25 protein-coding genes are annotated in these 21,497 nt (G+C 66.2%); 1 reads left to right on the forward strand and 24 read right to left on the reverse strand.

The window, feature by feature from the left end; translation table 11 throughout:
• Positions 1–7 precede the first annotated feature (7 nt).
• The 3 genes from LDO27_RS03795 to LDO27_RS03805 form a co-directional block, all read right to left on the reverse strand.
• A complete protein-coding gene (locus tag LDO27_RS03795; RefSeq protein ID WP_224039765.1) occupies positions 8–1,423 on the reverse strand; it encodes a DUF1254 domain-containing protein in 1,416 nt (471 codons plus the stop codon).
• A gap of 170 nt (positions 1,424–1,593) precedes the next feature.
• The gene (locus LDO27_RS03800) at positions 1,594–1,827 is read right to left on the reverse strand and encodes a hypothetical protein (protein ID WP_224039767.1); all 234 of its coding nucleotides are present in this window, start codon (positions 1,825–1,827) and stop codon (positions 1,594–1,596) included.
• Positions 1,828–1,900: 73 nt separating this feature from the next.
• On the reverse strand, positions 1,901–2,377 hold the full coding sequence (locus LDO27_RS03805; protein WP_222206806.1) for a type III secretion system chaperone: 477 nt from the start codon (positions 2,375–2,377) through the stop codon (positions 1,901–1,903).
• 424 nt (positions 2,378–2,801) lie between these two features.
• On the opposite strand from LDO27_RS03805, the gene LDO27_RS03810 reads away from it, so the two are divergent.
• Positions 2,802–3,440 (forward strand): two component system response regulator, encoded by a 639-nt coding sequence (locus tag LDO27_RS03810; RefSeq protein WP_224039769.1) that lies wholly within the window; start codon positions 2,802–2,804, stop codon positions 3,438–3,440.
• A 59-nt stretch (positions 3,441–3,499) separates the two neighbouring features.
• On the opposite strand, the gene LDO27_RS03815 is transcribed toward LDO27_RS03810, so the two are convergent.
• The 21 genes from LDO27_RS03815 to LDO27_RS03915 all read right to left on the reverse strand — a co-directional run bounded on the left by LDO27_RS03815 (position 3,500) and on the right by LDO27_RS03915 (position 21,496).
• Positions 3,500–4,033 (reverse strand): hypothetical protein, encoded by a 534-nt coding sequence (locus LDO27_RS03815; RefSeq protein WP_224039771.1) that lies wholly within the window; start codon positions 4,031–4,033, stop codon positions 3,500–3,502.
• A gap of 33 nt (positions 4,034–4,066) precedes the next feature.
• A complete protein-coding gene (locus tag LDO27_RS03820) occupies positions 4,067–4,687 on the reverse strand; it encodes a hypothetical protein (protein WP_224039773.1) in 621 nt (206 codons plus the stop codon).
• A 34-nt stretch (positions 4,688–4,721) separates the two neighbouring features.
• Positions 4,722–6,272 (reverse strand): type III secretion system translocon subunit SctE, encoded by a 1,551-nt coding sequence (locus tag LDO27_RS03825; protein ID WP_224039774.1) that lies wholly within the window; start codon positions 6,270–6,272, stop codon positions 4,722–4,724.
• An 89-nt stretch (positions 6,273–6,361) separates the two neighbouring features.
• On the reverse strand, positions 6,362–6,805 hold the full coding sequence (locus tag LDO27_RS03830; protein ID WP_222206816.1) for a tetratricopeptide repeat protein: 444 nt from the start codon (positions 6,803–6,805) through the stop codon (positions 6,362–6,364).
• Between the two features lie 104 nt (positions 6,806–6,909).
• The gene (locus LDO27_RS03835; protein WP_222206818.1) at positions 6,910–7,494 is read right to left on the reverse strand and encodes a hypothetical protein; all 585 of its coding nucleotides are present in this window, start codon (positions 7,492–7,494) and stop codon (positions 6,910–6,912) included.
• A gap of 33 nt (positions 7,495–7,527) precedes the next feature.
• On the reverse strand, positions 7,528–7,887 hold the full coding sequence (locus LDO27_RS03840) for a hypothetical protein (protein ID WP_224039776.1): 360 nt from the start codon (positions 7,885–7,887) through the stop codon (positions 7,528–7,530).
• 161 nt (positions 7,888–8,048) lie between these two features.
• Positions 8,049–8,339, reverse strand: a complete 291-nt coding sequence (locus LDO27_RS03845) for an EscE/YscE/SsaE family type III secretion system needle protein co-chaperone (protein WP_224039778.1) — start codon at positions 8,337–8,339, stop codon at positions 8,049–8,051.
• A gap of 10 nt (positions 8,340–8,349) precedes the next feature.
• Positions 8,350–9,573 carry a type III secretion system inner membrane ring subunit SctD gene (gene sctD / locus LDO27_RS03850; protein ID WP_224039781.1) on the reverse strand — a complete coding sequence of 408 codons (1,224 nt, stop codon included), beginning with the start codon at positions 9,571–9,573 and terminating at the stop codon, positions 8,350–8,352.
• 7 nt (positions 9,574–9,580) lie between these two features.
• Complete coding sequence (locus LDO27_RS03855; protein ID WP_224039782.1) at positions 9,581–11,083, reverse strand: EscC/YscC/HrcC family type III secretion system outer membrane ring protein; 1,503 nt, start codon at positions 11,081–11,083, stop codon at positions 9,581–9,583.
• Positions 11,080–11,508, reverse strand: a complete 429-nt coding sequence (locus LDO27_RS03860; RefSeq protein ID WP_222206827.1) for a hypothetical protein — start codon at positions 11,506–11,508, stop codon at positions 11,080–11,082. The genes LDO27_RS03855 and LDO27_RS03860 overlap by 4 nt, the downstream gene beginning before the upstream one ends.
• A gap of 88 nt (positions 11,509–11,596) precedes the next feature.
• On the reverse strand, positions 11,597–12,763 hold the full coding sequence (locus LDO27_RS03865; protein ID WP_224039785.1) for a lytic transglycosylase domain-containing protein: 1,167 nt from the start codon (positions 12,761–12,763) through the stop codon (positions 11,597–11,599).
• A gap of 85 nt (positions 12,764–12,848) precedes the next feature.
• Positions 12,849–13,997: an EscU/YscU/HrcU family type III secretion system export apparatus switch protein gene (locus tag LDO27_RS03870; protein ID WP_224039787.1), complete on the reverse strand. Its 1,149-nt coding sequence runs from the start codon at positions 13,995–13,997 to the stop codon at positions 12,849–12,851.
• A complete protein-coding gene (sctT, locus tag LDO27_RS03875; RefSeq protein WP_253074074.1) occupies positions 13,994–14,752 on the reverse strand; it encodes a type III secretion system export apparatus subunit SctT in 759 nt (252 codons plus the stop codon). Before sctT ends, LDO27_RS03870 begins: the two co-directional genes overlap by 4 nt.
• A 22-nt stretch (positions 14,753–14,774) precedes the next feature.
• Positions 14,775–15,044, reverse strand: a complete 270-nt coding sequence (sctS, locus tag LDO27_RS03880) for a type III secretion system export apparatus subunit SctS (RefSeq protein ID WP_222206833.1) — start codon at positions 15,042–15,044, stop codon at positions 14,775–14,777.
• Positions 15,041–15,691, reverse strand: a complete 651-nt coding sequence (gene sctR, locus LDO27_RS03885; protein ID WP_290368803.1) for a type III secretion system export apparatus subunit SctR — start codon at positions 15,689–15,691, stop codon at positions 15,041–15,043. Before sctR ends, sctS begins: the two co-directional genes overlap by 4 nt.
• A 130-nt stretch (positions 15,692–15,821) precedes the next feature.
• A complete protein-coding gene (gene sctQ / locus LDO27_RS03890; protein WP_224039793.1) occupies positions 15,822–17,015 on the reverse strand; it encodes a type III secretion system cytoplasmic ring protein SctQ in 1,194 nt (397 codons plus the stop codon).
• On the reverse strand, positions 17,002–17,547 hold the full coding sequence (locus tag LDO27_RS03895; protein WP_224039795.1) for a hypothetical protein: 546 nt from the start codon (positions 17,545–17,547) through the stop codon (positions 17,002–17,004). Before LDO27_RS03895 ends, sctQ begins: the two co-directional genes overlap by 14 nt.
• Positions 17,544–17,924 (reverse strand): hypothetical protein, encoded by a 381-nt coding sequence (locus tag LDO27_RS03900; RefSeq protein ID WP_224039797.1) that lies wholly within the window; start codon positions 17,922–17,924, stop codon positions 17,544–17,546. Before LDO27_RS03900 ends, LDO27_RS03895 begins: the two co-directional genes overlap by 4 nt.
• The gene (gene sctN / locus LDO27_RS03905; RefSeq protein WP_290368797.1) at positions 17,918–19,246 is read right to left on the reverse strand and encodes a type III secretion system ATPase SctN; all 1,329 of its coding nucleotides are present in this window, start codon (positions 19,244–19,246) and stop codon (positions 17,918–17,920) included. The genes LDO27_RS03900 and sctN overlap by 7 nt, the downstream gene beginning before the upstream one ends.
• A complete protein-coding gene (locus LDO27_RS03910; protein WP_224039799.1) occupies positions 19,233–21,284 on the reverse strand; it encodes an EscV/YscV/HrcV family type III secretion system export apparatus protein in 2,052 nt (683 codons plus the stop codon). Before LDO27_RS03910 ends, sctN begins: the two co-directional genes overlap by 14 nt.
• Positions 21,281–21,496: a hypothetical protein gene (locus LDO27_RS03915; protein WP_224039801.1), complete on the reverse strand. Its 216-nt coding sequence runs from the start codon at positions 21,494–21,496 to the stop codon at positions 21,281–21,283. Before LDO27_RS03915 ends, LDO27_RS03910 begins: the two co-directional genes overlap by 4 nt.
• Position 21,497 lies beyond the last annotated feature (1 nt).

Below are 21,497 nucleotides of genomic sequence, written 5' to 3' on the forward strand. Positions count from 1 at the left end.
CCGCGCGTTAATCCACGCGCCTGACGGGGGGCGCGACCCAGCGGCCCTCGAACATGGCGGACTCCGGCCAGTAGGCGCGCAGCATCAGGTTGAAAGGCCCGTCGGGCACAGGCAGCCAGTTCGTTGCCAGCCGGCCCGGGGGGCGGCTGGCCTGGATCAGGATATCCACCGACCCGTCCGGGTTGCGGCGCAAACGGTCACGGTCGCCGATGGTCTGGCGGCCCGCCCGGTTCGACACCGGGACCGGCTTGTCGCCGTAGACGGTCAGCGACCACGACGCCTTTGCGGGCGGCAGCTCTCCCTTGGCGAAGCGGACAACGTAGCGCCCGGCGCCGTCCAGCGGCTCGCCTTGCGCGTCGACGCGGGTGCGCAGGTACATCGCGTCCTGCGGCAGGTTGGCGCCGAGGGTGTCCCACGCCGTGGCCGCGCGGCTCAGATAGTCGTCACCGAAGCGACCGACATGTTCGCGCGATTGCCACGCCCCCGACGGAGCCGTGCCGATATCGCGAGCCGCCTTGACGATCCCCGCCAGCGCCTGCGTCGCGCCTTCCTGGATGGCCCGCGCCGTTTCCGGCTCCAGCGCGGTGGTCGCATAGGGCGCGCCCGCGACGATACCGAACGCCTGGAGCTTGCGCCGCATGGCCTCGTCCCGCGGCGCAGGCGGATTGGCGGGCAACAGGGCGGCAAAGCGCGTGAAAAATGCCTGGGCGTCCATGGCGGCAACCTGTTCGACCGGCGCCGTTTCGGTGTCGACCGGCGTCTGCGTCGCCGGCGCGATGGTTCCCGGCGTCCGCGTGGACTTCGGCCACGCCGCCAGCGGCGTCAGCCGGTACTGGTCCTGGAGCCGGTGCACCGCCGGGTAATCCAGCCTGCCATTGGCATGGGTGCGCCCGATCAGCCAGGCCATCGTTGTCGGCGAGCGGATTTCCTGCATGCCATCGGGCAGCGTGCCGCGCCAGTCGGGGCCCACGATCGCATAGTCCGCGCGCCGCGTACCGGTGGTCCGCTTGCCGATCGAGGTCACCACGTTGGTCCAGCCATCGACCAGTTGCATCAGGTAATACCGCCCGCGGGTATCCGGCACCGACAGCACGACCGGCCCCTTGGACAGGTCCAGCCAGGCGGTGGAATACAGCGTGTCGGGATTCGGGCTCGCCATGTCGGTCGAGCCGGCGTCGGGCAGCGTGCGCCTGTGGGTAAAGGCGTTGGTCGGGCCCTTGGCCGTCATGATCTCGCGCGTCTTGTCCATCAGCACGAGGGGGTAAGCGTAGACATACACCTCGGCAGCCTGGGTGCGCACTTCATCGCGCGTGGATTGGACTGCCTTGGGGGTCTCCTGAATTTCCTGGGGTGCCGTGGCGCAGCCGGCCAGCAGCAAGACAAGCGCCGCGCCGGCGCCAAATTGGTATATCGACTTGATCATCCCGTTCCTTCATGAGCGGCGCCTGCCGGGCAGGTCCTGCCGGGTGCCGCTGTTCTGCACCGCATGATGGATTTGAGGGTCGGGGATTGTCAACCTGAGGTCGAACGGCGCCGCCACGGCCGCCTTTCGGCAGGAAGCGGCGGCACTGGGGCATCCGTGCGTTGACGGGCTCAGTTGTAGCCGAGCACGGCGGCGCACAGAATCTCCGGATCGAGCGTGCCGCAGTGGATCGACGACGGAAATCGAGGAAGGTAGTGTCCATAGGACCACTTGCCCGCCATGCCGGCCGAACGTGCTACCACGGCATCGGGAAAAGCGCGGACAGCCTCATCCGGTGCCGCATCCCCTTCGACGCCCATCGCCATGCATACCACCGGCGACGGCACAAGATCTGCTGAAACCATGTCGTTCTCCCTTCCGGGGGCGCGAAGGTCGCGACACCCGGGCTTCGTCATCCAGCCACAGGCAGCGCAACCGCTATCCGTGGTGCATGTGGTGGCGCGAGGCGGCGGGCGGCGGCGCTTGCTCCTCCTCCGCAGGGCCTCCCAGCCCGCCGAGGCGGCCACTCCAGTCCTTCTGCATCAGGATGAAGCTGCCGAGAATCTCCTCGAGCTGCGGCCGGTCGATCCTGGACAAGGGCAACGTGCGATGCAGGATCACCGTGCCGGACTGTGGCTCGAGCCCGATCGCAGCGCCGTTGTCCCGCAGCGGCTCGACACCCGTCGCCAGCATGTCGCGCACCAGCTCGTGATCGAGGTTCTCGGGCAGGGATTCGGTCAGCAGGCCGACCAGCACCAGGTTGTGGTTTTCGTCATCGCGACGAAACGTGATCGGGTACTCGTCGTCGATACGGATATGGCACAAGCCGTCCTCGTCGAATGCCATCTGCGGTATGCCGATCGACTCGCCAAAGTCGGCCAGCAACCGGTCGAAGCCGTCCATTCTGTTGTTCATGGGAACACCTCTCGAATAAAGCAATAAAGATGACCGGTGCACACGACATCGGTAACACCGGGAACGTTCCAAACGGCCATCAAGGCCACTGGCCTGACAACCACGCTGCGGCAACCCGCCCGCGAATCGCGCACAGACCGCGTGTCTCCTCCAGCCTCTTCGACGAGCCGACGTCGTCCCTCACTCTCGGCTCATCGTTCCATCATTCCGTGCTCATTCTTCATTCATAGACTTGGCGCATCCGGACAACGGACCAGCGCACGATTCCTAAAGCGCTGCCCGCGCAGGCGCTGCCTGCCCTCCGTCCGGGACTCGTCTTGTGGAGTGCGAAATGACGTTTCAAGTCCAACCCAACACAATGATTCCGCCACGCATGGTCCAGTCGGCTCGACGGCCCATGTCTGCCTCCCATCCCGCGAGCCGCATGCTGCTGGTCGACGACCATGCCGTCATGCGGGAGGGACTCAAGTCCATCCTGCGAAACGAATCGACGCTCACCATCGTCGGCGAAGCCGAGGACGGCCACGCCGCACTGAAGGCCTGCTTCCGGCTCAAGCCGGACCTGGTGCTGATGGACCTGCAACTCCCGTCCCTCGACGGCATCGACGCCATCGCCATGATCCGCCGACGCTGGCCCGAGATCCGGGTCGTCGTGCTCGCGGGCATGCATTCCGAAAGTCGCGCGGCGCAGGCCCTGCGTGCAGGCGCGCACGGCTATGTGCTCAAGCGCAGTCACCCCGAGAAGCTGATCGCCGCCCTGCATGCCGTACGCGACGACCTCGCCTACCTGGACCCTGCCGTAAACTTCGAACAGGTCGACGCCATGCGCAAGGCGGACGCCGCAGATCCGAAGTCCAACGTCGCGGCCGGCCTCACCCCGCGTGAACGCCAGGTGCTGAAGCTGATCGCCGAAGGCCTGTCCAACCGCAAGACCGCGGAGCGGCTGTCGATCAGTGCCAAAACCGTGGAAACGCATCGGATGAACCTGATGCGCAAGCTCGACGCCCACAACGCCGCGGAACTGTCGCAGTGGGCGCGGCGCCTCGGCCTGGTGTCGATTTAAGCGGCGCGGCGGACGACCGGCCTTACCGGTCGTCCGGCGCCCGAAACCCACCGCGGCCATCATTCCCCGTCCCCTACTCGCAAAGCCGTCTCGACCGCTTCCGCCGTCGGGACGGCCATGGCATGCCGGCTCGGCAACGCCGTGCTGGCATGCATGGGGTACACCACCTTGACCATCCCTGGCGCCTCGCTGCTCACGGGCTGCGCCCCCAGCCTTTCATAGACCGACAGCAACCTCGACCGCACGGCGTCCAGCGATGGATCGGCACTGCGCAACGGAATCAGGCCCGTCACCACCTCCACCTCGGGCACGTGACGCTCCAACGCCCGAATGAAGGCCACCAGGCGACGCACCGCTCCATCCAGCGCTTCCGGCGCGCCGGTGGCCTCCACATCGCAGATCAACAGTGCGCCGCGCTCGTACCGGTACACCAGATCGAGTCCCTTCCACAGCAAGCGCCGGCCAAGCTCGAACTCGCTCTGGCCCAAGTAGGCTACCGACGTATCGAACCGGCGCGCATGGAGGAACGCCGTGACGGGATCGATCGCGACGGGTGCCGATGTATCGTTGCCCGATGGGAATGAAGTCGACATGACAAACTCGATGGCCGTAGTGATCGGAGCCAATTACCGGGAGATATCGATGGCCTTCAGGATGTCCTGTTGTGCCTGCCACATCGTCCGCATCCCAGACAAATAGTCCTGCCGGATCGCGGCACCTTCCTCGCCCAGCGTCCCGATCAGGTGCCCGTGGGCTTCGCTGCAACCCTTGGTGAAATCCGCCCGCATCTGCGCGTCGGCCGCCTCCTTGGTCAGCGCGCCACCGGTAATGCGGCTGCCCGCGTTGGACAGCGGGCTGAAGATCCCGCTGCCGATCTGCGAGCCGATCTCCAGACCCATCGGGCCCGCCTTCCGGAAGCCGCCGAAGGCCGTGATCCCCGTTGCCACGCCACCGACGATTTCCCACGCACCGCTGACCACCGCGGCATCGAAGGTCTTCTTGATGAAGTCGGCTTGCGCGTCGAGCGAGCTCTTCTGCAGTTTCCATTGCGACAGCACGCCCTGGGCCTCCGCCTCCTTGACCGCGTTGCGCAGCTTCTGCATCGCGGCAAGGAACTCGGCCAGCATCACCGAGAAATTGAACGGCCGGGCCGACAGCCCGCCGGTTGCGGGGTTCGCCGCGGCGTGCACGTCAGTTGCAGTATCAGGCGCCGCCGTCGGCGTGCCGGTGGATGCGATTGCATTCATGATTGGTACTCCTCGATTGATATGTCGGCGCGAATCACGCCATGTTCCCTACTACCTGCTGCATGCATTCGGCCGCTTCCCGAATCCCCTTCGTCGTGTTCATCGTGAGCGCCTGGAGGTCGTCCATCAGGTTCTCGCGGAACTCCTCCTCCTGCTTCGCCGAGCGCCGTGCGCTCTCGATCAGGAAGTTCCACAAGATGGCGTCCCGCAGCAGTTCGTTGATTTCCCGTTGCTTGCCGGCGAAGTCGATTCGCATCGCGCCGTCCACGACGGGCGCGGTCACCGTCGCCCCGACGGCGACGACCGTAGTGGCCAGACGCAGCAAGGACTGTTGGGACACCGCGGCACGCGCCAGCGCACGCATGACCTCGCGCTCTACCTGGTTGGCAAACTCCGTCTCGATCAGGTTCACGGCATCGCCGTAGCGCTTGCTGGCCACCGTCTTGGCGGCGCGCATCAGCGAGTCGGACACGATCTTCTCGATCGCCTCCTCGCCAAACATCTTCGTGACGGCGTTGGCGAGCTTCGGAGAGCACGCTGCGAAGGCGCCGCGGACCGCCTCCTGCATCCGCGTGACCGAATTCCTGGCGATCTCCTTGCCCAGCGCTGTGGCGATCTGCTGCGCCGCCGCCATCGCACTTTCGCTTTCGCGCATGGCGATCTTGGCGGCCGCCTCCGTCGCAGCGCCCTTGGCCGCGTTGGCGGCTTCTTCTGCCGTATTGATCGCCCGCGACAGCGTGACGCCCAGCGCCTTGCCCTCGCCGCGTCCCAACGCAACGGCGGACTTCACCACGAACCGGCCGGCCTGAACCGCCCTGGCCGCCGAGAAGAGGCTCGCGGCACCGGAGGCCGTGCCCAGCACGAATTCCGCCTTGGCGCAGCGCTCGATGTCATCCTGCAGCTTTTCCCGGAGCTCGGGATGGCAATGCACCACCGTCATCAGTACGCATTTGGTGATGCTGGCCACCGCGGTCGCGATATCGAGTACACCTTGCGGCTGTCCCGTCAGCAGCTTGACGCAGCCGGTAATGACTTGCGCGGCCGCCATCGCCCAGTTGCAGACCAGGGAAAACACCCCGCCCTTGCCCGCTTTCTCGTTGAGCTTGGCCTGCTCCTCCCGCGCGCGGTTCTCGGCCTCGATCTTCCTGCGCGCGAGCGCGGCTTCGACGTCGCGCAGCATCGTCTGGTTCGAGCAACTCAGCGCCATCAGATCCAGGGTGCCGCTGGACAGTACGTCGAACAGCCTGAGCTGCAGGGTTTCCATCGAAATGGCCGCCCCGTAGAAGTCCATCAGCGACGCGGTGATCTCGCCGAGTGTCCTGATGGTCGGCTGCAACGCGGTCGCCGCCGTGTCGTCTTCCGGCGCATCGGCTCGCAGCTTCTCGCAAGCCGCGTCCGCGCTGCGCAGCGCAGCCAGCACGTCGCGCAGCGCCGCTTCCGCGGTACGCTCGTCAACTTCACCGACCGTCGCCGATGGCGCCGGCGGTTTCAGCGAGAACCGCTCGGTGCCCGGCAATACCGCGGCAAGCTGCAGCACTCCGGGATCCACCTGGAAGGCCGCCTGTCGCGCGCCCTTGGCCGGCATGGCCTCGTCGTCCGGCATGAGGCCATCGCCGGCAAACCAGACCGCGGCCGCGGCGCGCGGTTCTGCATATGCCACCGAGGCTTGGTGTGTCATTCCTCTTCCCCTTTGATCAAAGATTCCATCGTTCGCGTCGCTGTTGCGCGAAGCGTCTTGTGTTCTTCATGTGCCGCGCACCACTTGATCGCGCTGGAGTACGCCATGAGCGCGCGCTCCTTCTCGCCGAGCACCTGGAAACTGAGGCCCGCGAGGTAGGACGACCTCGGGTCCGCCAGCCGCAGTACCGCCGAGCGCGAAAAGCAGAAGATCGCTTCGTCGTGTCGCCGCAGTTGCTGCAGGCTGATTCCCAACGCCAGCCAGTACTCGAAGCGGTTGGTGTCGACGCCGACGAGCAGGAGGTAGATCTGCCTCGCCCCTTCGATATCGCCCGCGTCGTAGCGCTGGCATGCATAGGCGTACAAGGCATCCAGCTTCTCCGGCTCCACCCCGAAGAGCTCCCCGATCGAACCACCCTGAGCGAGATAGTCCTCGAGCATGCGACCGTGGTCTTCCACTTTTTCCTCCTGACACTGCGGTGCGATGGCGCCGCCTCCGCCGGAGACACGAGGTGTCGCCGAGGGAAGCACGCCGCGACAGGCCATCAGCGGTATGTGTTCGAGACGATCTCCTGCAACTGGCGGGCGTTCTGGCTGATCTGGCCGGTCGCACCCTGCACCACCGTCTGCACGTTGGTGATCGCCTTCTGCGTCTCGATCTGATTCTTCGGGCTCATGTCGGTGTATCCGCTGATATGGGTATCGATCGACACGGACATGGCGCGCAACTCGCCCAGGGAAAACTGCGTCTTGTTGGCGATCTCGTTGCGTGCGCTGCGGCCGTTGATCATGACGTCTTCCCTGACCAGCTCAGCGCGCAGCTCGTCCGAGATCGGCCGCGTGCTGTCGCCCTTTTCCGTCGAGTTGGAGAGATCCGCGATCACGGTATCGAGCTGGTTCTTCAGGTCGCGCCATTTGCGGGCGGCATCCTGTGCCTTCGTGGTCTTTTCCATCTGGTACAGCGCCGTGTCCTGATTGGCGTCGATGGAACGGATCCAGATTTCGAGCGCCAGCGCGTTGAACTTCATTTCCTTGTCGACATACGCGGGCGTCGAGCCACCGTCGTCGGCCAGCGCCCCCACGTGAACGGATCGGGTCAGTTCCTGAATGCCAGCAATATCTGCAGCCATTTTCAATGCTCCAATTGATTCGATGATTCATGCTTATGCAAATCGCCGGATGCGCTTTTTCACAGCCGGCACTCTTTTACCAACCGGCGTCCCGGTCGATTCCTGGCCGCGAGCGCGTTTGTCCTGCTCGAGGCGCAATTCCATTCGCTTCAGATTCGCTTTCAATTCTTCGACGCGCTGCTCGATGTCGTCGCCGCTTTGCTTCTTCTCGAGGAAATAGGCCTCGATGTTGCGGACCGCGCGGGCGGCCTCGGGATCGCGATCGGCACGGGCATAGAGCTCGACCCATTCGGCATGGATGCCACGCCATTGCTCCAGGCCCTTTTGCAATTCGCGCTTCAGCGATTCGAGTTCGTCGTATGAATTTCTCCAAAACTCGTATTCGTCGTTCATCGTCAGCCCCTCCTGCGTGAAGCCACTTTATGTTTGCCGTGCCCCGGATGCTTTTAAAATTTTCGGTGCCCTAAAGATTTCCGGTGCCGTATTCCCATAGGAAAACCCGAATATCGAAATCAGGATGAAACGTCAGTGACCAGTGACCATTTCCATCCGCATCAGGTTCGCCCGTCATTTCCGATTCCGCCGCGTTTCCCGGCGTCGGCACCGGCCGCGATGGAAGGCGTATCCGCACGCCGCATGCGGCGCCATATCTTTTCCACACTCGCCACGCCCGCATCGCAGGCGTCGAGCGACATGCGAAGGCGCTGGTAGTCCTCCGGGCGCTGCGGCTGCCGTAGCAGGCCGCGCAGCGCGGTTCGCGCGGTCTCGAGCCGCCGCCGGATTTCGGTGCGCGCGCTGCCATCCGCGTCCGCGGCCAGACGCGCTTCCAGGTCGGTTGCATGCATGTCCTTCTCCTTACAGTTCGAGCGGCAGGTGCATCAGCTCGCCGTCCCGCTCCAGGTCGATGCCGCTGCGGTCGATGCCCGCGATCACGTGCCCTGACGGCAGGCGGCTTCCCACTTTCAGGCGTGTTCCGTTGGCCAGATCGAGGAACGTCAGCTCGCCGCTGCCGCCGAAGCTCACGATCGGCGAGGGAAAGATGCCGGCCTGGATACTGGTGGTCGGTATGTTCTGGAAGATCGTCTTGGGGCCGTCGGGATGCCCGTCGGCGAACGCCTGCAACACGGCCTCGAGCGTGCGGCGCGCGCCGTCGTCCAGTACGCCGGTGACCAGCACCATGCCCTTCTCCCGTGCCACGCTGAGCTTGCCGATCAGCCCCGAGCCGCGCAGCATGTCGATCAGGTTCTTCACGCTGGCCGTCACCGGGTCGTGCACGCTCCAGTGCGCCAGTCCCCGCATGGTCGACAGCATGGCGACCGTCTTCTGCCAGCGGGCGTCGGCATGGATGCGTCCCGCGATCGTCACCGACCCGAGCGTCTCGCCCGGCCTCACGACTGCATCGCCGAACCCGTGCAGCGCCAGAGCGGCCTGGACGTTGCGCACCAGTTCGTCCTGGCACAGCGTGTTGTCGCGGAACGCGATGTCATGCGCACGCAGCGTCTGCAGCAGCGCCTTGCGCTCGGCCGATGCCTTGCAGGTTCCCTCGAGCGTGGGCAGCGCTCCACCCTCCCGGACCAGTTGGATGCCCTGCTGCCGCGCCTTCGCGCGCCACTCGTCCATCCAGTCCACCGCGTCCTGCGTCGCGCTGCCCTGCTGCACCGAGGCGTACACCCAGATGGCCGCTCCGGCGGAGCCCGACAGCAGCGCTACCAGGCAGGCATAGGCGAGGCCGCGGGACCAGGCGCCGCGCCGGCTGTCGCGGCGCTGGGGCACCCTGCACACCGGTACCTCTTGATCGCCCTCGGCCAGGATCAGCGCGAGCCCGCCGATATCGAGCACCGCGCCGGGCGGTACCAACGGCGGCGCCGGACTTGCCGGCACACCGTCGATCCAGCAGCCGCTATCGGTATCGAGCGCGACACCGTCCTCCGTGACGGTCAGCACCGCCTTGCCGTTGTCCTCCAGGGCGATGTCCAGGTCCGGATCTTCGCCCCCAATGGTGAATGACCCCTCGGGTAGCAAAAGCTGCCGGCCGGCCAGCGGCCCCGACAGCAACTTGATCTTGTATCGGTGTTTCATGGGCCCATCAGTTCAGCGCATGCGGCTCGGCCTTGATCAGGAACAGGCGCACGACGCTCAGGTTTTCGCGTGTTTCGTTGCGGAACAGCCCGCCAATGAGCGGCAGATCGCCCAGCAAGGGAATCTTTCGTTCGCCCTGTCTCTGTTTCTCCTCCACGAAGCCGCCCAGCAGCAGGCTTTGTCCCGGCTTGAGGATCGCCTGCGTGGCGATGCCGGAATTGCGCACCTGCGGCAGTTGCTCGATATTGTTCGCGGGCGCCTCCTGCCGCCCGTCCTGGATGTCCAGCGTCAGCATGACGTCCTGCGCCCCGCTGCCGTCGATCAGCCGGGGCGTGACGCGCAGCAGCGATCCCGCCGCGACCGAAGCCAGCTCGGCCACCTTGTCGCCCTGCAGCTTGGTATAGAAGGTGATGTTGCGATCCAGCACCGCCTGCACGTTATTCAGCGTGACGACCGAGGGGCGGGACAGCACCTTGGCTTTGGAGTTCTGCTGCAGCGCATTGATGCGGACAAAGAACTCCGCGGTGTTGCTGAGCACGGTCTGGAAGGTGCCCTCGGCCGCGCCCGCCCCCGAGTTGAAGCTGATGCGGCCCTTGCCCACGCCCACGCTGCCGCCCATGTCGATGCCAAGCTCCCGCATGTCGGCCGCGTCCACATCGATGATCGCCACCGATATCTCGATCTGACGAGGCTTCTGGTCCAGCTGCCGCACGAGCTCCGCGTAGATCGGCATGTTGGCCTTGCGGTCGCGCACGATGACCGCGTTGTTGCGCGCGTCGGCGGAAAAGGTCGGCACCGCGACGCCCGCCGGCGCGGCCTGGCCACCCGCGGTGGTCACGGCCAGCGCACGGCTCTTGGTCATTTCGCGCAGCTCGGAGACGACGCCCGGAATCAGCACCTGCTGGTTGCGGTAGGAATAGGTGCCGTCCACCGCGGACGCGTAGCGCAGCGGAAAGACCTCCACGACTTCCTGGGTCTGCGTCTGCTGCAGCGTCTTCTCGTCGAGCTCCTTCGACAGCTTGCCGATGCGCTGCACGCAGATGGGCACGCCGAACACCTCGATCGCGTTGAAATGGATGACCGGCCGGACCGAGCACGATCCGCCCTTGAGCACGCCGGCCTCGCGCAGGTACTGACTCAGCTCGGAGGCTTGCAGGTACTGCGGCGTCAATACTTCCGTGGCCACCTCGTGCGCCTTGTAGGCATAGAGCACCCGGCCGTCGAAATACCAGGCGAGGTTGTAGAGCTGGGCGAGCTGGTCCAGCGTCTGCTCGGGGTGGCGCCCGTGCAGCGAACCCACGAAGGTGTCGTTGACCTCCTGGCTGACGATGACCGGCACGCCGTAGTTCGCGCCAAAGTCCTTCAGCAGCGCGCTGACCTTCATGCCGCGCGACGACACGTTGAACTCGGGCCCCGTCAGGCCCAATGCGCCGGTGGCCGCCTGGGCGGCTGCCGATACGCCGAACAGGGCTGCCAGTACCGACAGCCGTCCGAACTGCTTTTTCTTCATATCAACCTTCCAATGTCCGAGCCCTTCGTGGTGCCCGGCGGCTGTGCGCTGTCGCGCAGGTGGGCACGCAGGGCGATCTGCGTGCCAAGGCGCTCATCCAGTTGCGCGGCCGGCAGCGCGTGGTCGTAGCGGCGCCACAGCACCCATTGACCATCCACGCACGACAGCGCGTCGTCGCAGGCAGCCGGCATGGCGGCGAGCCACAGTGTTGTTTCCGTCAGCCAGCGCTCGTCGATCTCTGCCAGGTCCAGATGCAGGCCGATGCACAAGCCGCCCTCGCCGTGCCACGCCCGGCCCCGCACGTCGCCCACCTCGATGCTCGCCTCGGCGGCGCGGGCCTCGAGCACCGCGACGCTGGCGCAATCGAGCAGCTTCGAGACCCATCGGGTCGATACCGCCTTGTCGACGGCGAACGGTGGGTTCATGGCTTCATCATCGTGGTGCCCGCCTCGCGGCGTGATCGGGTGATGACCTGAAAGCGGCGCAAGCGGGTCGATACGCATGCCGGCTGCACTATCTCGGTCCGGGAGAAAAGGCGTCGACGAGGCGAACAGTGGCCCCTCGCATGGCCGCTTCCGCGACCGGTCCGGCCGACGCGTCGACCACTGTGTCGGACAGGCGCGGCCGGTATGCCGACGTCAGCAGCGCGCCCATCCACGTGGCCACTGTCTGCAGCGTTCCACTGCCGGACTGCCCTTTGTCGACGGACGGCGGCGGCGAGGCCGGGGCCGCGCGCGGCGACACCGGTGCGGTGCCGAGCGGCCATCCCGCTGTGGCGGCGGCGCGGGTGTCCCCCGCGGGAGCGTCCGCGCGGCCGGCCGACACCACCGAGGAGGCCGCCGGAGCAACGTCCGACCCGGACAGATGCCGCAGCACCTTGCCCACGTAGTCGCGCGTCTCCGCGTACGGCGGCACCTGGCGCCCATGCTTCTCCACGGCGCCTTCGCCTGCGTTGTAGGCGGCCAGAGCCAGTGTCATATCGTCACCGAAGCGCGTCAGCAGCCAGCGCAGGTAGCGCGTTCCGGCCTGGATATTGGTGCGCGGATCGTGCAGGTCCACGGCGCCGAAGCGCCTGCCCGTGGCGGGCATGACCTGCATCAGGCCGATGGCGCCTTTCGGCGAGCGCGCATGCGGCTGGAAGTTCGATTCCACCTTGACCACGGCCCGCACCAGATCCGCCGACACCGCATGCTGGATCGCGGCCTCCTCGATCAGTCCGTCGTAGGGGTTGGGCGCCAGCGTGGCGGGCCGGAGGCCGACGGCGCGTCGGCCCGGGCTGGCCGTCGGCGGCACGGACCGTGGCACCTCTCCCACCGCGATCGCGGGAGCCACGGCGTCCAGCCCCAGAACCCTTGCGCTCTCTGCCCCCATGGCGCGCGCCGCGTGCTCGGCAAGCGCGCTCAGCGCCAGACGCTGCACGCCGCCCGCGGCCGGCGTTCCCACTTCCCTCGCCGCGAGCGAACGGGCTTCGTCCTCCGCCGCACTGGCGCTTCGCCATATCTGGGCAGGCGGCTCAGTCCAGGCTGCCGCCGCCTGCATTGGCTCGGGTTCACGCTCGGATGCAGTGGCGGCAGCGTCCGCATCGGGAGCGTCGGGCTCCGTGCAACATGCCAGCGCGGCGTTGGCCGACAGGCTCGCGGACAGCACCACCACGGGAAACAGGGCTTTGGTCAATCTCACGACAAGTCTCCAGCTCAATGGGACGTTGGCCGATACGGCACCGGTCCTTGGTCTATCGTTGATCCATCGTTGATCCATCTTTGGTCTATCGTTGGTCTGTCGTTGGTGCATCGCTGCCCGGAGGCGGGCGGTCATCGGCGGGCGCCGGCGCATCCGCCTCCCACGTACCGTCCGCCTCGATATCGAGGTCTTCCTCGGCCTCGCGCAACTCGTTGACCAGATTCAGAATGTCCGCCACCGGCTTGAACAGTTCGGCGGGGATGTAATCGCCCACGTCCGTGCGCGCGAACAGCGTCCGTGCCACGAACACCTCCTCGACCATCGGCACGCCCGCTTCCTCGGCGATTTCCACCATCTGGCGCGCGCGGTCTTCCGCGCCTTTCTCGATCACCTGCGGCAACGGCGTTTCTCCCGGCACGTAGTAAAGGCAGACGGCGATATGGGTCGGGTTGCGCACCATGGCGGTGGAGCGCTTCACGTTCGACGCAAGGCTGCCGCTCTGGATCTCGCGATGCTGCTCCTTGCGCTTGTGCTTGATATGCGGGTCGCCTTCGGTATTCTTGAACTCCTTCATGATCTCGTCGCGGCTCATCATCAGCTGCTTGATCAGCGAGCGCCGCTGGAAGGCGTAGTCCGCCACCGCGAAGCCGATGTAGAACAGCACCAGGATTCCCCACAGCCATGCAATCAGGACCCCGGTCACGCGCAGGCCGCATTCGATGCCGCACAGCGACAGGAACTGGAACGAGTTCAGATAGCGCTTCATCAGCAGATAGAACGTGAAGCTGAGCAACGAGACCTTGATCAGCGACTTGCCGAACTCGAACACCGAGCGCAGCGAGAACAGCTGCTTGAAGTTGGACAGCGGACTGATGCGATCGCCCTTGGGATGGATGAACTTCGGCGCGAACAGCGGTCCCACCTGGGCGAGCACGGCGGCCACGGTAGCAATGGCCAGCACAATGGCCATGGGCGACAGCAAGTACAGCGTCATCGATACCGTGCCCGTGACAATCCGGTCCATGGCCACGTCGAGCGGCAGATTGACGCTGCCGATGGCCAGTTCGAACATCTGCTCGAGGGTATCAAGCAGATCCTCGCCCCGCCACCAGAAATAGCCGAGCAGCACCGCCAGTTGCACCCCGGTGGCCACCTCCACACTCTTGGCGATCTGCCCTTCCTCGCGGGCATCCCGCAACTTCTTGGGTGTGGGCTGCTCGGTCTTCTCGCTCATCGCAGCGATCCGAGCAGTGCGGACGCCACGGCGCCGAAAGCATTGAAATGCGCGAGGTAGTCCGTCATGGCGAAGCTCATGCCCACCGCCAGCACGAACAGCGCGAGGGCGCTCTTGATCGGCATCGCGACGAAGAACACATTCAGCTGCTGCGCGGACCGGTTCACCAGACCCAGCGCCACATCGACCAGCACCATCACGACGATGGCGGGCAACGCGAAGCCGACGCACAGGTCCAGCATCAAGCGCCACTGATTCTCGATGAGTGCGGGAAACGCGCTGGAAAAGTGCAGGCCCGTCAGCGGCGGCACTGCCTGGTACGAGCCATACAGCGCGGTCAACAAGGTGTTGAAACCACCGCTGACCAGGAACAGCACGGCCAGCACCTGCGAGAAGAGGACGCCGAAGACCGACGACTGCTCCTCCAGCATGGGATTGAGCACCGATGCCATCGACGTGCCGCGGACCGTATCGATGATGGTTCCCGCCATGTCGATGGCCCAGAACGGGACGGTGGCGCAGAACCCCAGCAGCGCCCCAACCACGACCTCCTGACACACCAGCAACGCCACCGTGCTGACCGGCATGCCGGCAAAACCCGATGCGGTGGACAGATGCATCGGCACGGCGGGCAGCGCGATCACCAGAACCAGCGCATTGCGGATCAGCCCCCCGCCGAGCGCGCGTGCGGAGAACATCGGCAGGAAAACCAGCATGCCAAGCGGGCGGATCATGGCCAGCGCGAGCGTTGGCACGAAGTGCTGCCACCCCTCCACCCTATTTCCCCATCACCGAAATCTGGTCGAACGCTGTGCGGGTATAGCCCATCAACGTCGTGCCCATCCAGTGATAGGTCATCACCAGCGTGATGGACACGGCGATCAGCTTGATCAGGAACTGGATCGTCTGGTCCTGCACCTGCGTGAGCGCCTGCACGAGGCTGACGATCACGCCCACCACGGAGGCCACCACCACGACCGGCAGCGACAGCAGCAGCACCAGCCAAAGCAGGTTGGATGCCAGTTGGATAATGATTTCGTTGCTCATAGATAGGATTGCACCAACTGGCCGAGCAGCTTTTCCCACCCGCCGATCAGCACGAACACGAGCAGCTTGATAGGCAGGGAAATGGTCACCGGCGAGACCATCATCATCCCCATGGCGAGCAACACGTTCGAGACGATCAGATCGATGGCCACGAAAGGCAGGTAGAGCAGCAAGCCGATCTTGAAGGCTTCGATCAGCTCGCTCAGCGTGAAAGCGGGAATCAGCACGACCAGCGAATCGTCAGGAATGCGCTTGCGATAGGGCTCCGGCCACATCCTGTCGCCGATATCGACGAAGAACCTGACCTGCTGCGGGCTGGCCTTGGTCTTGATGAAATCGCGGTACGGTGTCAGCACCTTGCTCTCGACCTGGTCGAACAGATCCGGCGCTTCCACCTTGATCGGGTGCTGCTTGAGGTTGTCGCTGACCGCGATGCCGACCGGCGCCATGATGAACAGCGTCAATACCAGCGCCAGTCCGTAGATGGCCATGTTCGGCGGAATCTGCTGGATGCCAAGCGCATTGCGCAGCGTCGACAGCACGATCGAGATCTTCAGGAACGAGGTCCCCATCACCACGAACAGCGGCAGCAGGGACAGTACGAACAGCAGCAGAATCAACTGCAGGGGATGATCGATCATCGAAATGTTGGGCTTCGTTGCGGGCACGATCATTCTGTGCGGCTGCCGCCTGCCGGGATATCGAGCGAAGGCCTGAATCCGGACACCGGCTGGCGTCGACGCCGATGGTTCGCTAGCCGGCGTGCTGGCCGCGCGGCTACTCGACCCGCATCACCAGACGCTCGCCGACCCGCAGCAATGTGCCGGTCGCCACCGCCTGACCCGCGACGGTCAAGGTCACGCGGCCGTGGCTGGCATGGGGGATGTCCAGCACCTGGCCCGCGTGCAGGTCGCGCAGGATATCGAGCGAAAGAGACATGCGCCCCAGCTCGGCGACCGCCGTCAGCACGATGTCCTCGTCGCGCAGTGGTTCGCCGGTGGCAATGGTGTCCGTCAGGTCTTGCATGGGATGGTCCTTCTGGTAAGCGCATTCGATGCGCCAGGCGTCGTGAACGAAGCGCAGCCGCGCGAGCGGACGCTCGGCGAAAAGCCAGGCATGGCCGGCTTCCACCGGCAGCGCCTGGTCCAGCACGATGCCGTCACCGGGCTGCAGCGCCCGCAGCCGGGAGCGGGTCAATCGCACCCAGCCGGCGGCCAGCGGCATGGGAATCGGCGGCACCACGAGCGGCGCGCGACGGTCCTCCATCGTGCCCGCCAGCGCCTCGATCCAGTTCGCCGGCCAGTCCAGCAGCCGCAGCGTCAGCGTCGTGCCGTCGCGCAGCAGCGTCAGCGTCGGCGAGACGACGCGCGCACAGTGGCCGGCCTCCGCGCCCACGAAACGCAAGCCGCGCAAACCCGCCGTCCGGGCGTGCTGCTGCAGTGGCAGCAAAGCCCACTCGCCGAGCAGAGGCATCAGCTCGGCCGGGATCTGGTCGACGCGCTGCACCGGCAGACGGGGCCGGAGCCAGTCGCACCACGCATCGGCGTCGACCCAGGCGCGGGCTGGCTGCTGGTCCACCAGCAACGACAGCACCATGCCGTCGCCGCCGCAGACGAGATGGTCCAACGCCAACCCCCATTCTCCATCGACGCTCCCCGCGCCTCCGCCCCTTTCTGCGCGCCGTCCGTAGGCCGACGGCAGCAGGTCGCCGTCGTCGCCCACGCCGGATAGTTCGAGTGTGTCGAGACGGTCCAGCGTGGCGATAGGATCGAAATCCGCATCGTCCCCGGCTTCGGCAAACCCCGCTGCTGCGCGGCCGCCGCGCCCTCGGGCGCCACCCAATGGACGCAACAGCGGGTCGTCCTCCATGTGCTCCAGCGTGGGACCGCCGGTTCCGGCGCCCACTGCGCGGCCTGCGCCGATGGTGCGGGCCAGTTCCAGTTCCTTGCTGCTCCACTCATCGAGTAGCATCGGCTATCTCCAATTGCACGGCCTCGCCGCTCTCTTTCAGGATCTGGCCGGACAGCGCGGCGCTTGCCTCGGTCAATCGCTTCTGCTGCAGCCGTGTGGCAGGTTTCAGCTTCACCACGATCTCGCCGGCATGCAGCGCCGCCTGCATCTCCAGGCCGGCCCATGCTCCATGGGTGAAGCGCAGTCGGAGTTCCGCGCCCACCGGGCGAGCCGGATTGGCTGCTGCCTCCACGGCCGCCGCGTTCGCCGGCGCTTCCACCGAGGGTGGCGGCGGCGCCTGCGTGGACGATTTCCGCCCGCAGGCCGCGTCGTCCGACGGCTGTGTCGCATGAACCGCGGTCAGCGGCCACATGCCGGGGAACGGCAGTGGCAATCCCCCGAGCTGCGCAAATTCGTCGTCACCGCTCGCGGCCCGGCGCCGCCGCGGCCCGAGCAATTTTCCGAAGCTCTCGGCCTCGTGATGGCCGGGCTCGCGTGCCTTGTCGGGCGCCGGCCTGGCCTGGGCGTCCCGCTTCACCGTGATGGCGGTCATCGGCTCTCCTTCATGACGGTCTGCAACTTCTCCTGTCCGCGCAGATTGCGCGTCAGCGCAGCCGTGGTATCCGCGGCCAGTTGCCTGCGCCCGGCAACCTCGGTTGCCAGTTCCTTCAACTTGCCGGTGATGCGCTGCTCGCGCTCGTAGAAGGCGGCGAACTGCCGCTTCAGCGCCTGGAACGCGCGCGGGGACACCGATTGCGGCGCCTCGCTCGCCGCCCGCCACTCGGCGCGCAGCGCCGCCCGGTCGGCGCGCTCCTGGCCTGCCTGACGGTTGCGCTCCGCAATCTCCTGCTCGATGCGGTGGACGCGGTGGCGCAGGCCCGTCTCCCGGCATTTCTTGATGGCCAGCAATTGATCGAGCTGGTTCAACATGGCCCCTCCACGACGCGCTTGAGCTGCGCCAATGTGGTGTCGAAGTCGGAACGCTCGTGGGTGCCCTGCCGCAGGAACGCTTCGAGGGCGGCCCGGCGGTCCAGCGCATCGTCGGCCTCGCGGTCGTTGCCGCGCTGGTACTCACCGACCCGGACCAGCAGTTCGATCTCGCGGTACTGCGCCAGCAGGCGGCGCGCGCGTCCCGCCAGTTGCTGGTGCTCGGGCGCGGTCACCTGGTTCATCACCCGGCTGGTACTGGCCGGCACGTCGATCGCGGGATAGTGGTTCTTTTCGGCAAGCGCGCGGGACAGGACGATATGGCCATCGAGAATCGAGCGGACCTCGTCTGCAATCGGCTCGGTCATGTCGTCGCCCTCGACCAGCACCGTATAGATGCCCGTGATGCTGCCCTCGGCGGCACAGCCGGCACGCTCGAGCAAGCGCGGCAGGCGCGCGAACACGCTCGGGGGAAAACTGCCGGCGGCCGGACGTTCGCCGGCGGCCAGCCCGATTTCGCGTCCCGCACGGGCGAAGCGCGTCAGGGAATCGACCATCAGGAGGACGTTCAGGCCCTGGTCGCGGAAGTACTCCGCCACCGTGGTGGCCGTGTAGACCGCCTTCAGGCGTTCGAGCGCCGGACGGTCGGAGGTCGATACCACCACCACGGAACGCGCCCGCGCCTGCGCGGACAAGGTCTGGTCCAGAAACTCGCGGACCTCGCGCCCTCGCTCGCCGACCAGGCCAAGCACCACGACATCCGCGAGGCTGCCGTCGCATATCATGCCGAGCAGCGTGCTCTTTCCACCGCCGGCCGCCGCGAAGATGCCCACGCGCTGTCCCCGTCCGCACGTCAGGATGCCGTCGATCGCACGCACCCCGAGCGGCAGCGGCTCATCGATCAGTCGGCGCGTCAGCGGATCGGGCACCGCCGCCTCGAGCGGCCGCGTGTCGCAATGCCAGGGCACCGGTGGTCCGCTCAGCCGCCGGCCCAGCCCATCGATCACGGACCCGATCAGATGCGGTCCCACCGCCATTCGATGCTCCGTGCCGAGCGATCTGACCAACGCGCCGCACGACATGCCGGCGGGCTCGGCAAACGGGGACAGCAGCGCGATCTCGCGCTCCAGACCCACGACTTCCGCCTGCAGCGACGGCCCGATCAGGCAAAGTTCCCCGAGCGCGGCGTCAGGCAGGCTGGCCTTGATCAACGTCGGGCCGATCTCGACCACGCGGCCGAAGCGCTCGATGGCTTCCACCGGGGCACGCGAGCGCAGCGTCGGCGCGATCATGGACGCCACCACGTCCGGATCAGGCATACGCATCGTCGTATTCCCCGATCAGGTCGATATTGCCCAGGACATGAAGCTGTACGTCGTCGCCCATCTCCTGGAACGACAGCACGGGCAGCCGGAACAGTTCGCGCTCGAGGAACTTGCGCAGGAAGCGGCGCACGTCGATTGCGGTGACCAGGGCCCCCTCGATATCCTCGCGGCCGGCGATACCGGCCTTGATGCGCGCCACGATGGATTCGACCTGCTCCGCGTGCAGCGTCGAATAGGCGCCGGCCGCGGTCTGGCGGACCGAGTCGCGGATCATGTTCTCGATGCCATCGCCGATCAGCCAGACATTGGCGCGCGGCTCGCCGCGCGTGTGCCGGCCCACGATCTGCCGGCGCAGGGCGACGCGCACATACTCCGTCAGCATGACAGTCTCCTTCTCCTTGGGCGCCCATTCGATCAGCGCCTCGAACACCGTGCGCATGTCGCGGATCGAAATCCCTTCGGCGACGAGCCGTTGCAATACCTCGGATATCTTGTTCACCGGCAGCTGCCGTTGCAGTTCCTTGACCAGCTCCGCATAGCGCGCTTCCATCGCATCCATCAGGTACCGCGTCTCCTGCACACCGATGAACTCGTCGGCGAAGCGGTCCACGGTCAGCGACAGCGCATAAAGAATGCCCTCGGCGTCGCGGTACAGCGGTAAGCCGGTCTGCGCAAGGGCCTCTTCGTGGCGGGGATCGACCCATTGCAGCGTCAGTCCGCCGAACGGCATTTCGTCTACCCTGGCCGCCAGCGGCAAGGGCGTCGTCTGCTTGCCCACCAGCAGCATCGTGTCGGGACAGGTGATGCGCAGCACCGGCTCGCTGTAGAGCAGCACGCAGAACGTGCGCTGCGGCAGCGACGAGTCCGCCTGCAGTTCGATCTTCGACAGCGCGATGCCCAGCCATTCGAATTTCTGCCAGCGCAGCCTCTCCAGCGCATCGCCAATGCCGGGCAGCGCCGCCAGATCGGGAGACAGCTTCAGTGTCAGCGGCTCGGCGCCCGGTGTCATTCGTCCCGCGCCCTCGCCGTCGGCCGCCGGCGCACCGTCGGCGTCCGCGCCACCCATCTTCTGGCGGCGACGGGCCTGCCAGCCGACCGCCGCCACGCACATGGCGAGCGGCAGGAAGATCAGCGTCGGGAAACCGGGCACGAGGCAGAAGGCCAGCAGCACGCCGGCGGCAATCATCAGCGCATGCGGCTGGCGGGAGAACTGGGTAGCCAGGTCCTGCGCGAGGTTTTCGCGCTTCTCGCCGGGCACACGCGTCACCACGATGCCCGCGGCGATAGAGATGATCAGCGCCGGAATCTGCGCGATCAGGCCGTCGCCGATGGAGAGCACCGCATAGAGCTCGAGCGCCTTGCCAACGCCCATGCCGTGCTGCATGGTGCCCACCGCAATGCCGCCGACGATATTGACGAGGATCACGATGATGCCGGCGATGGCATCGCCCTTGACGAACTTCATCGATCCGTCCATCGCGCCATAGAGCTGGCTCTCCTTCTGCACCAGCTGGCGCTGGCGCTTCGCCTCGGCAGGATCGATGGTGCCGGCGCGCAGGTCGCCGTCGATGCTCATCTGCTTGCCGGGCATGGCGTCCAGCGAGAAGCGAGCCCCGACCTCGGCGACGCGTTCCGCGCCTTTGGTGATCACGATGAACTGCACGATCGTGATGATCGAGAAGACGATGATGCCGACCGCCAGATTGCCGCCCACGACGAAGTTGCCGAACGCGGTAACGATCTCTCCGGCGTCGTGCTGCAGCAGGATCAACCGGCTGGTGCTCACCGTCAGCGCCAGCCGGAACAGCGTGGTGATCAGCAGCAACGACGGCAGGGCCGACATATCGAGCGGATCGCGCACATAGATGGACGTCATCAGCAAGAGCAGCGACATGCCCAGGTTGATGGCAATCAGCAGGTCCACCAGGATCGTCGGCAACGGCAGGATCATCATGAAGACCGCGACCATCAGGATCACCGCGAGCACGACGTCCTGACGGCCACCGATGGCCATCAGCCATTGACTGATGCGCTTCATGGCAGCAACTCCCACGGCTTGTCGCCGTCCGGCGTCGACCGCGCGCGATCCTTCACCGTGCCCGCGGCGCGGCGCGCGCGCGAGGCGTCCCACAGCCGCCAGGCCGTTCCAGCGACCAGCGAGGCGAGATAGAGCACCGTGACCGCCACCAGTACGAACACGCCGATGGCGGCGACCAGCGGCAGCAGCAGCACGACCTTGATGCCTTTCATG

This window comes from Cupriavidus respiraculi, assembly GCF_914271545.1.
Classification (GTDB): Bacteria; Pseudomonadota; Gammaproteobacteria; order Burkholderiales; family Burkholderiaceae; genus Cupriavidus; species Cupriavidus respiraculi.

Coding starts and splice junctions, on each gene's coding strand:
- LDO27_RS03820 (WP_224039773.1), bottom strand. CDS start 4,687: ATGAATGCAATCGCATCCACCGGCACGCCGACGGCGGCGCCTGATACT.
- LDO27_RS03795 (WP_224039765.1), bottom strand. CDS start 1,423: ATGATCAAGTCGATATACCAATTTGGCGCCGGCGCGGCGCTTGTCTTG.
- LDO27_RS03855 (WP_224039782.1), bottom strand. CDS start 11,083: ATGAAGAAAAAGCAGTTCGGACGGCTGTCGGTACTGGCAGCCCTGTTC.
- LDO27_RS03870 (WP_224039787.1), bottom strand. CDS start 13,997: ATGAGCGAGAAGACCGAGCAGCCCACACCCAAGAAGTTGCGGGATGCC.
- LDO27_RS03825 (WP_224039774.1), bottom strand. CDS start 6,272: ATGCCGGCCAAGGGCGCGCGACAGGCGGCCTTCCAGGTGGATCCCGGA.
- LDO27_RS03895 (WP_224039795.1), bottom strand. CDS start 17,547: ATGACCGCCATCACGGTGAAGCGGGACGCCCAGGCCAGGCCGGCGCCC.
- sctS (WP_222206833.1), bottom strand. CDS start 15,044: ATGAGCAACGAAATCATTATCCAACTGGCATCCAACCTGCTTTGGCTG.
- LDO27_RS03915 (WP_224039801.1), bottom strand. CDS start 21,496: ATGAAAGGCATCAAGGTCGTGCTGCTGCTGCCGCTGGTCGCCGCCATC.
- LDO27_RS03800 (WP_224039767.1), bottom strand. CDS start 1,827: ATGGTTTCAGCAGATCTTGTGCCGTCGCCGGTGGTATGCATGGCGATG.
- sctN (WP_290368797.1), bottom strand. CDS start 19,246: ATGCGTATGCCTGATCCGGACGTGGTGGCGTCCATGATCGCGCCGACG.
- LDO27_RS03840 (WP_224039776.1), bottom strand. CDS start 7,887: ATGAACGACGAATACGAGTTTTGGAGAAATTCATACGACGAACTCGAA.
- LDO27_RS03830 (WP_222206816.1), bottom strand. CDS start 6,805: ATGCTCGAGGACTATCTCGCTCAGGGTGGTTCGATCGGGGAGCTCTTC.
- LDO27_RS03810 (WP_224039769.1), top strand. CDS start 2,802: ATGCTGCTGGTCGACGACCATGCCGTCATGCGGGAGGGACTCAAGTCC.
- sctD (WP_224039781.1), bottom strand. CDS start 9,573: ATGAAACACCGATACAAGATCAAGTTGCTGTCGGGGCCGCTGGCCGGC.
- LDO27_RS03815 (WP_224039771.1), bottom strand. CDS start 4,033: ATGTCGACTTCATTCCCATCGGGCAACGATACATCGGCACCCGTCGCG.
- LDO27_RS03910 (WP_224039799.1), bottom strand. CDS start 21,284: ATGAAGCGCATCAGTCAATGGCTGATGGCCATCGGTGGCCGTCAGGAC.
- LDO27_RS03845 (WP_224039778.1), bottom strand. CDS start 8,339: ATGCATGCAACCGACCTGGAAGCGCGTCTGGCCGCGGACGCGGATGGC.
- LDO27_RS03805 (WP_222206806.1), bottom strand. CDS start 2,377: ATGAACAACAGAATGGACGGCTTCGACCGGTTGCTGGCCGACTTTGGC.
- sctQ (WP_224039793.1), bottom strand. CDS start 17,015: ATGCTACTCGATGAGTGGAGCAGCAAGGAACTGGAACTGGCCCGCACC.
- LDO27_RS03900 (WP_224039797.1), bottom strand. CDS start 17,924: ATGTTGAACCAGCTCGATCAATTGCTGGCCATCAAGAAATGCCGGGAG.
- LDO27_RS03860 (WP_222206827.1), bottom strand. CDS start 11,508: ATGAACCCACCGTTCGCCGTCGACAAGGCGGTATCGACCCGATGGGTC.
- LDO27_RS03835 (WP_222206818.1), bottom strand. CDS start 7,494: ATGGCTGCAGATATTGCTGGCATTCAGGAACTGACCCGATCCGTTCAC.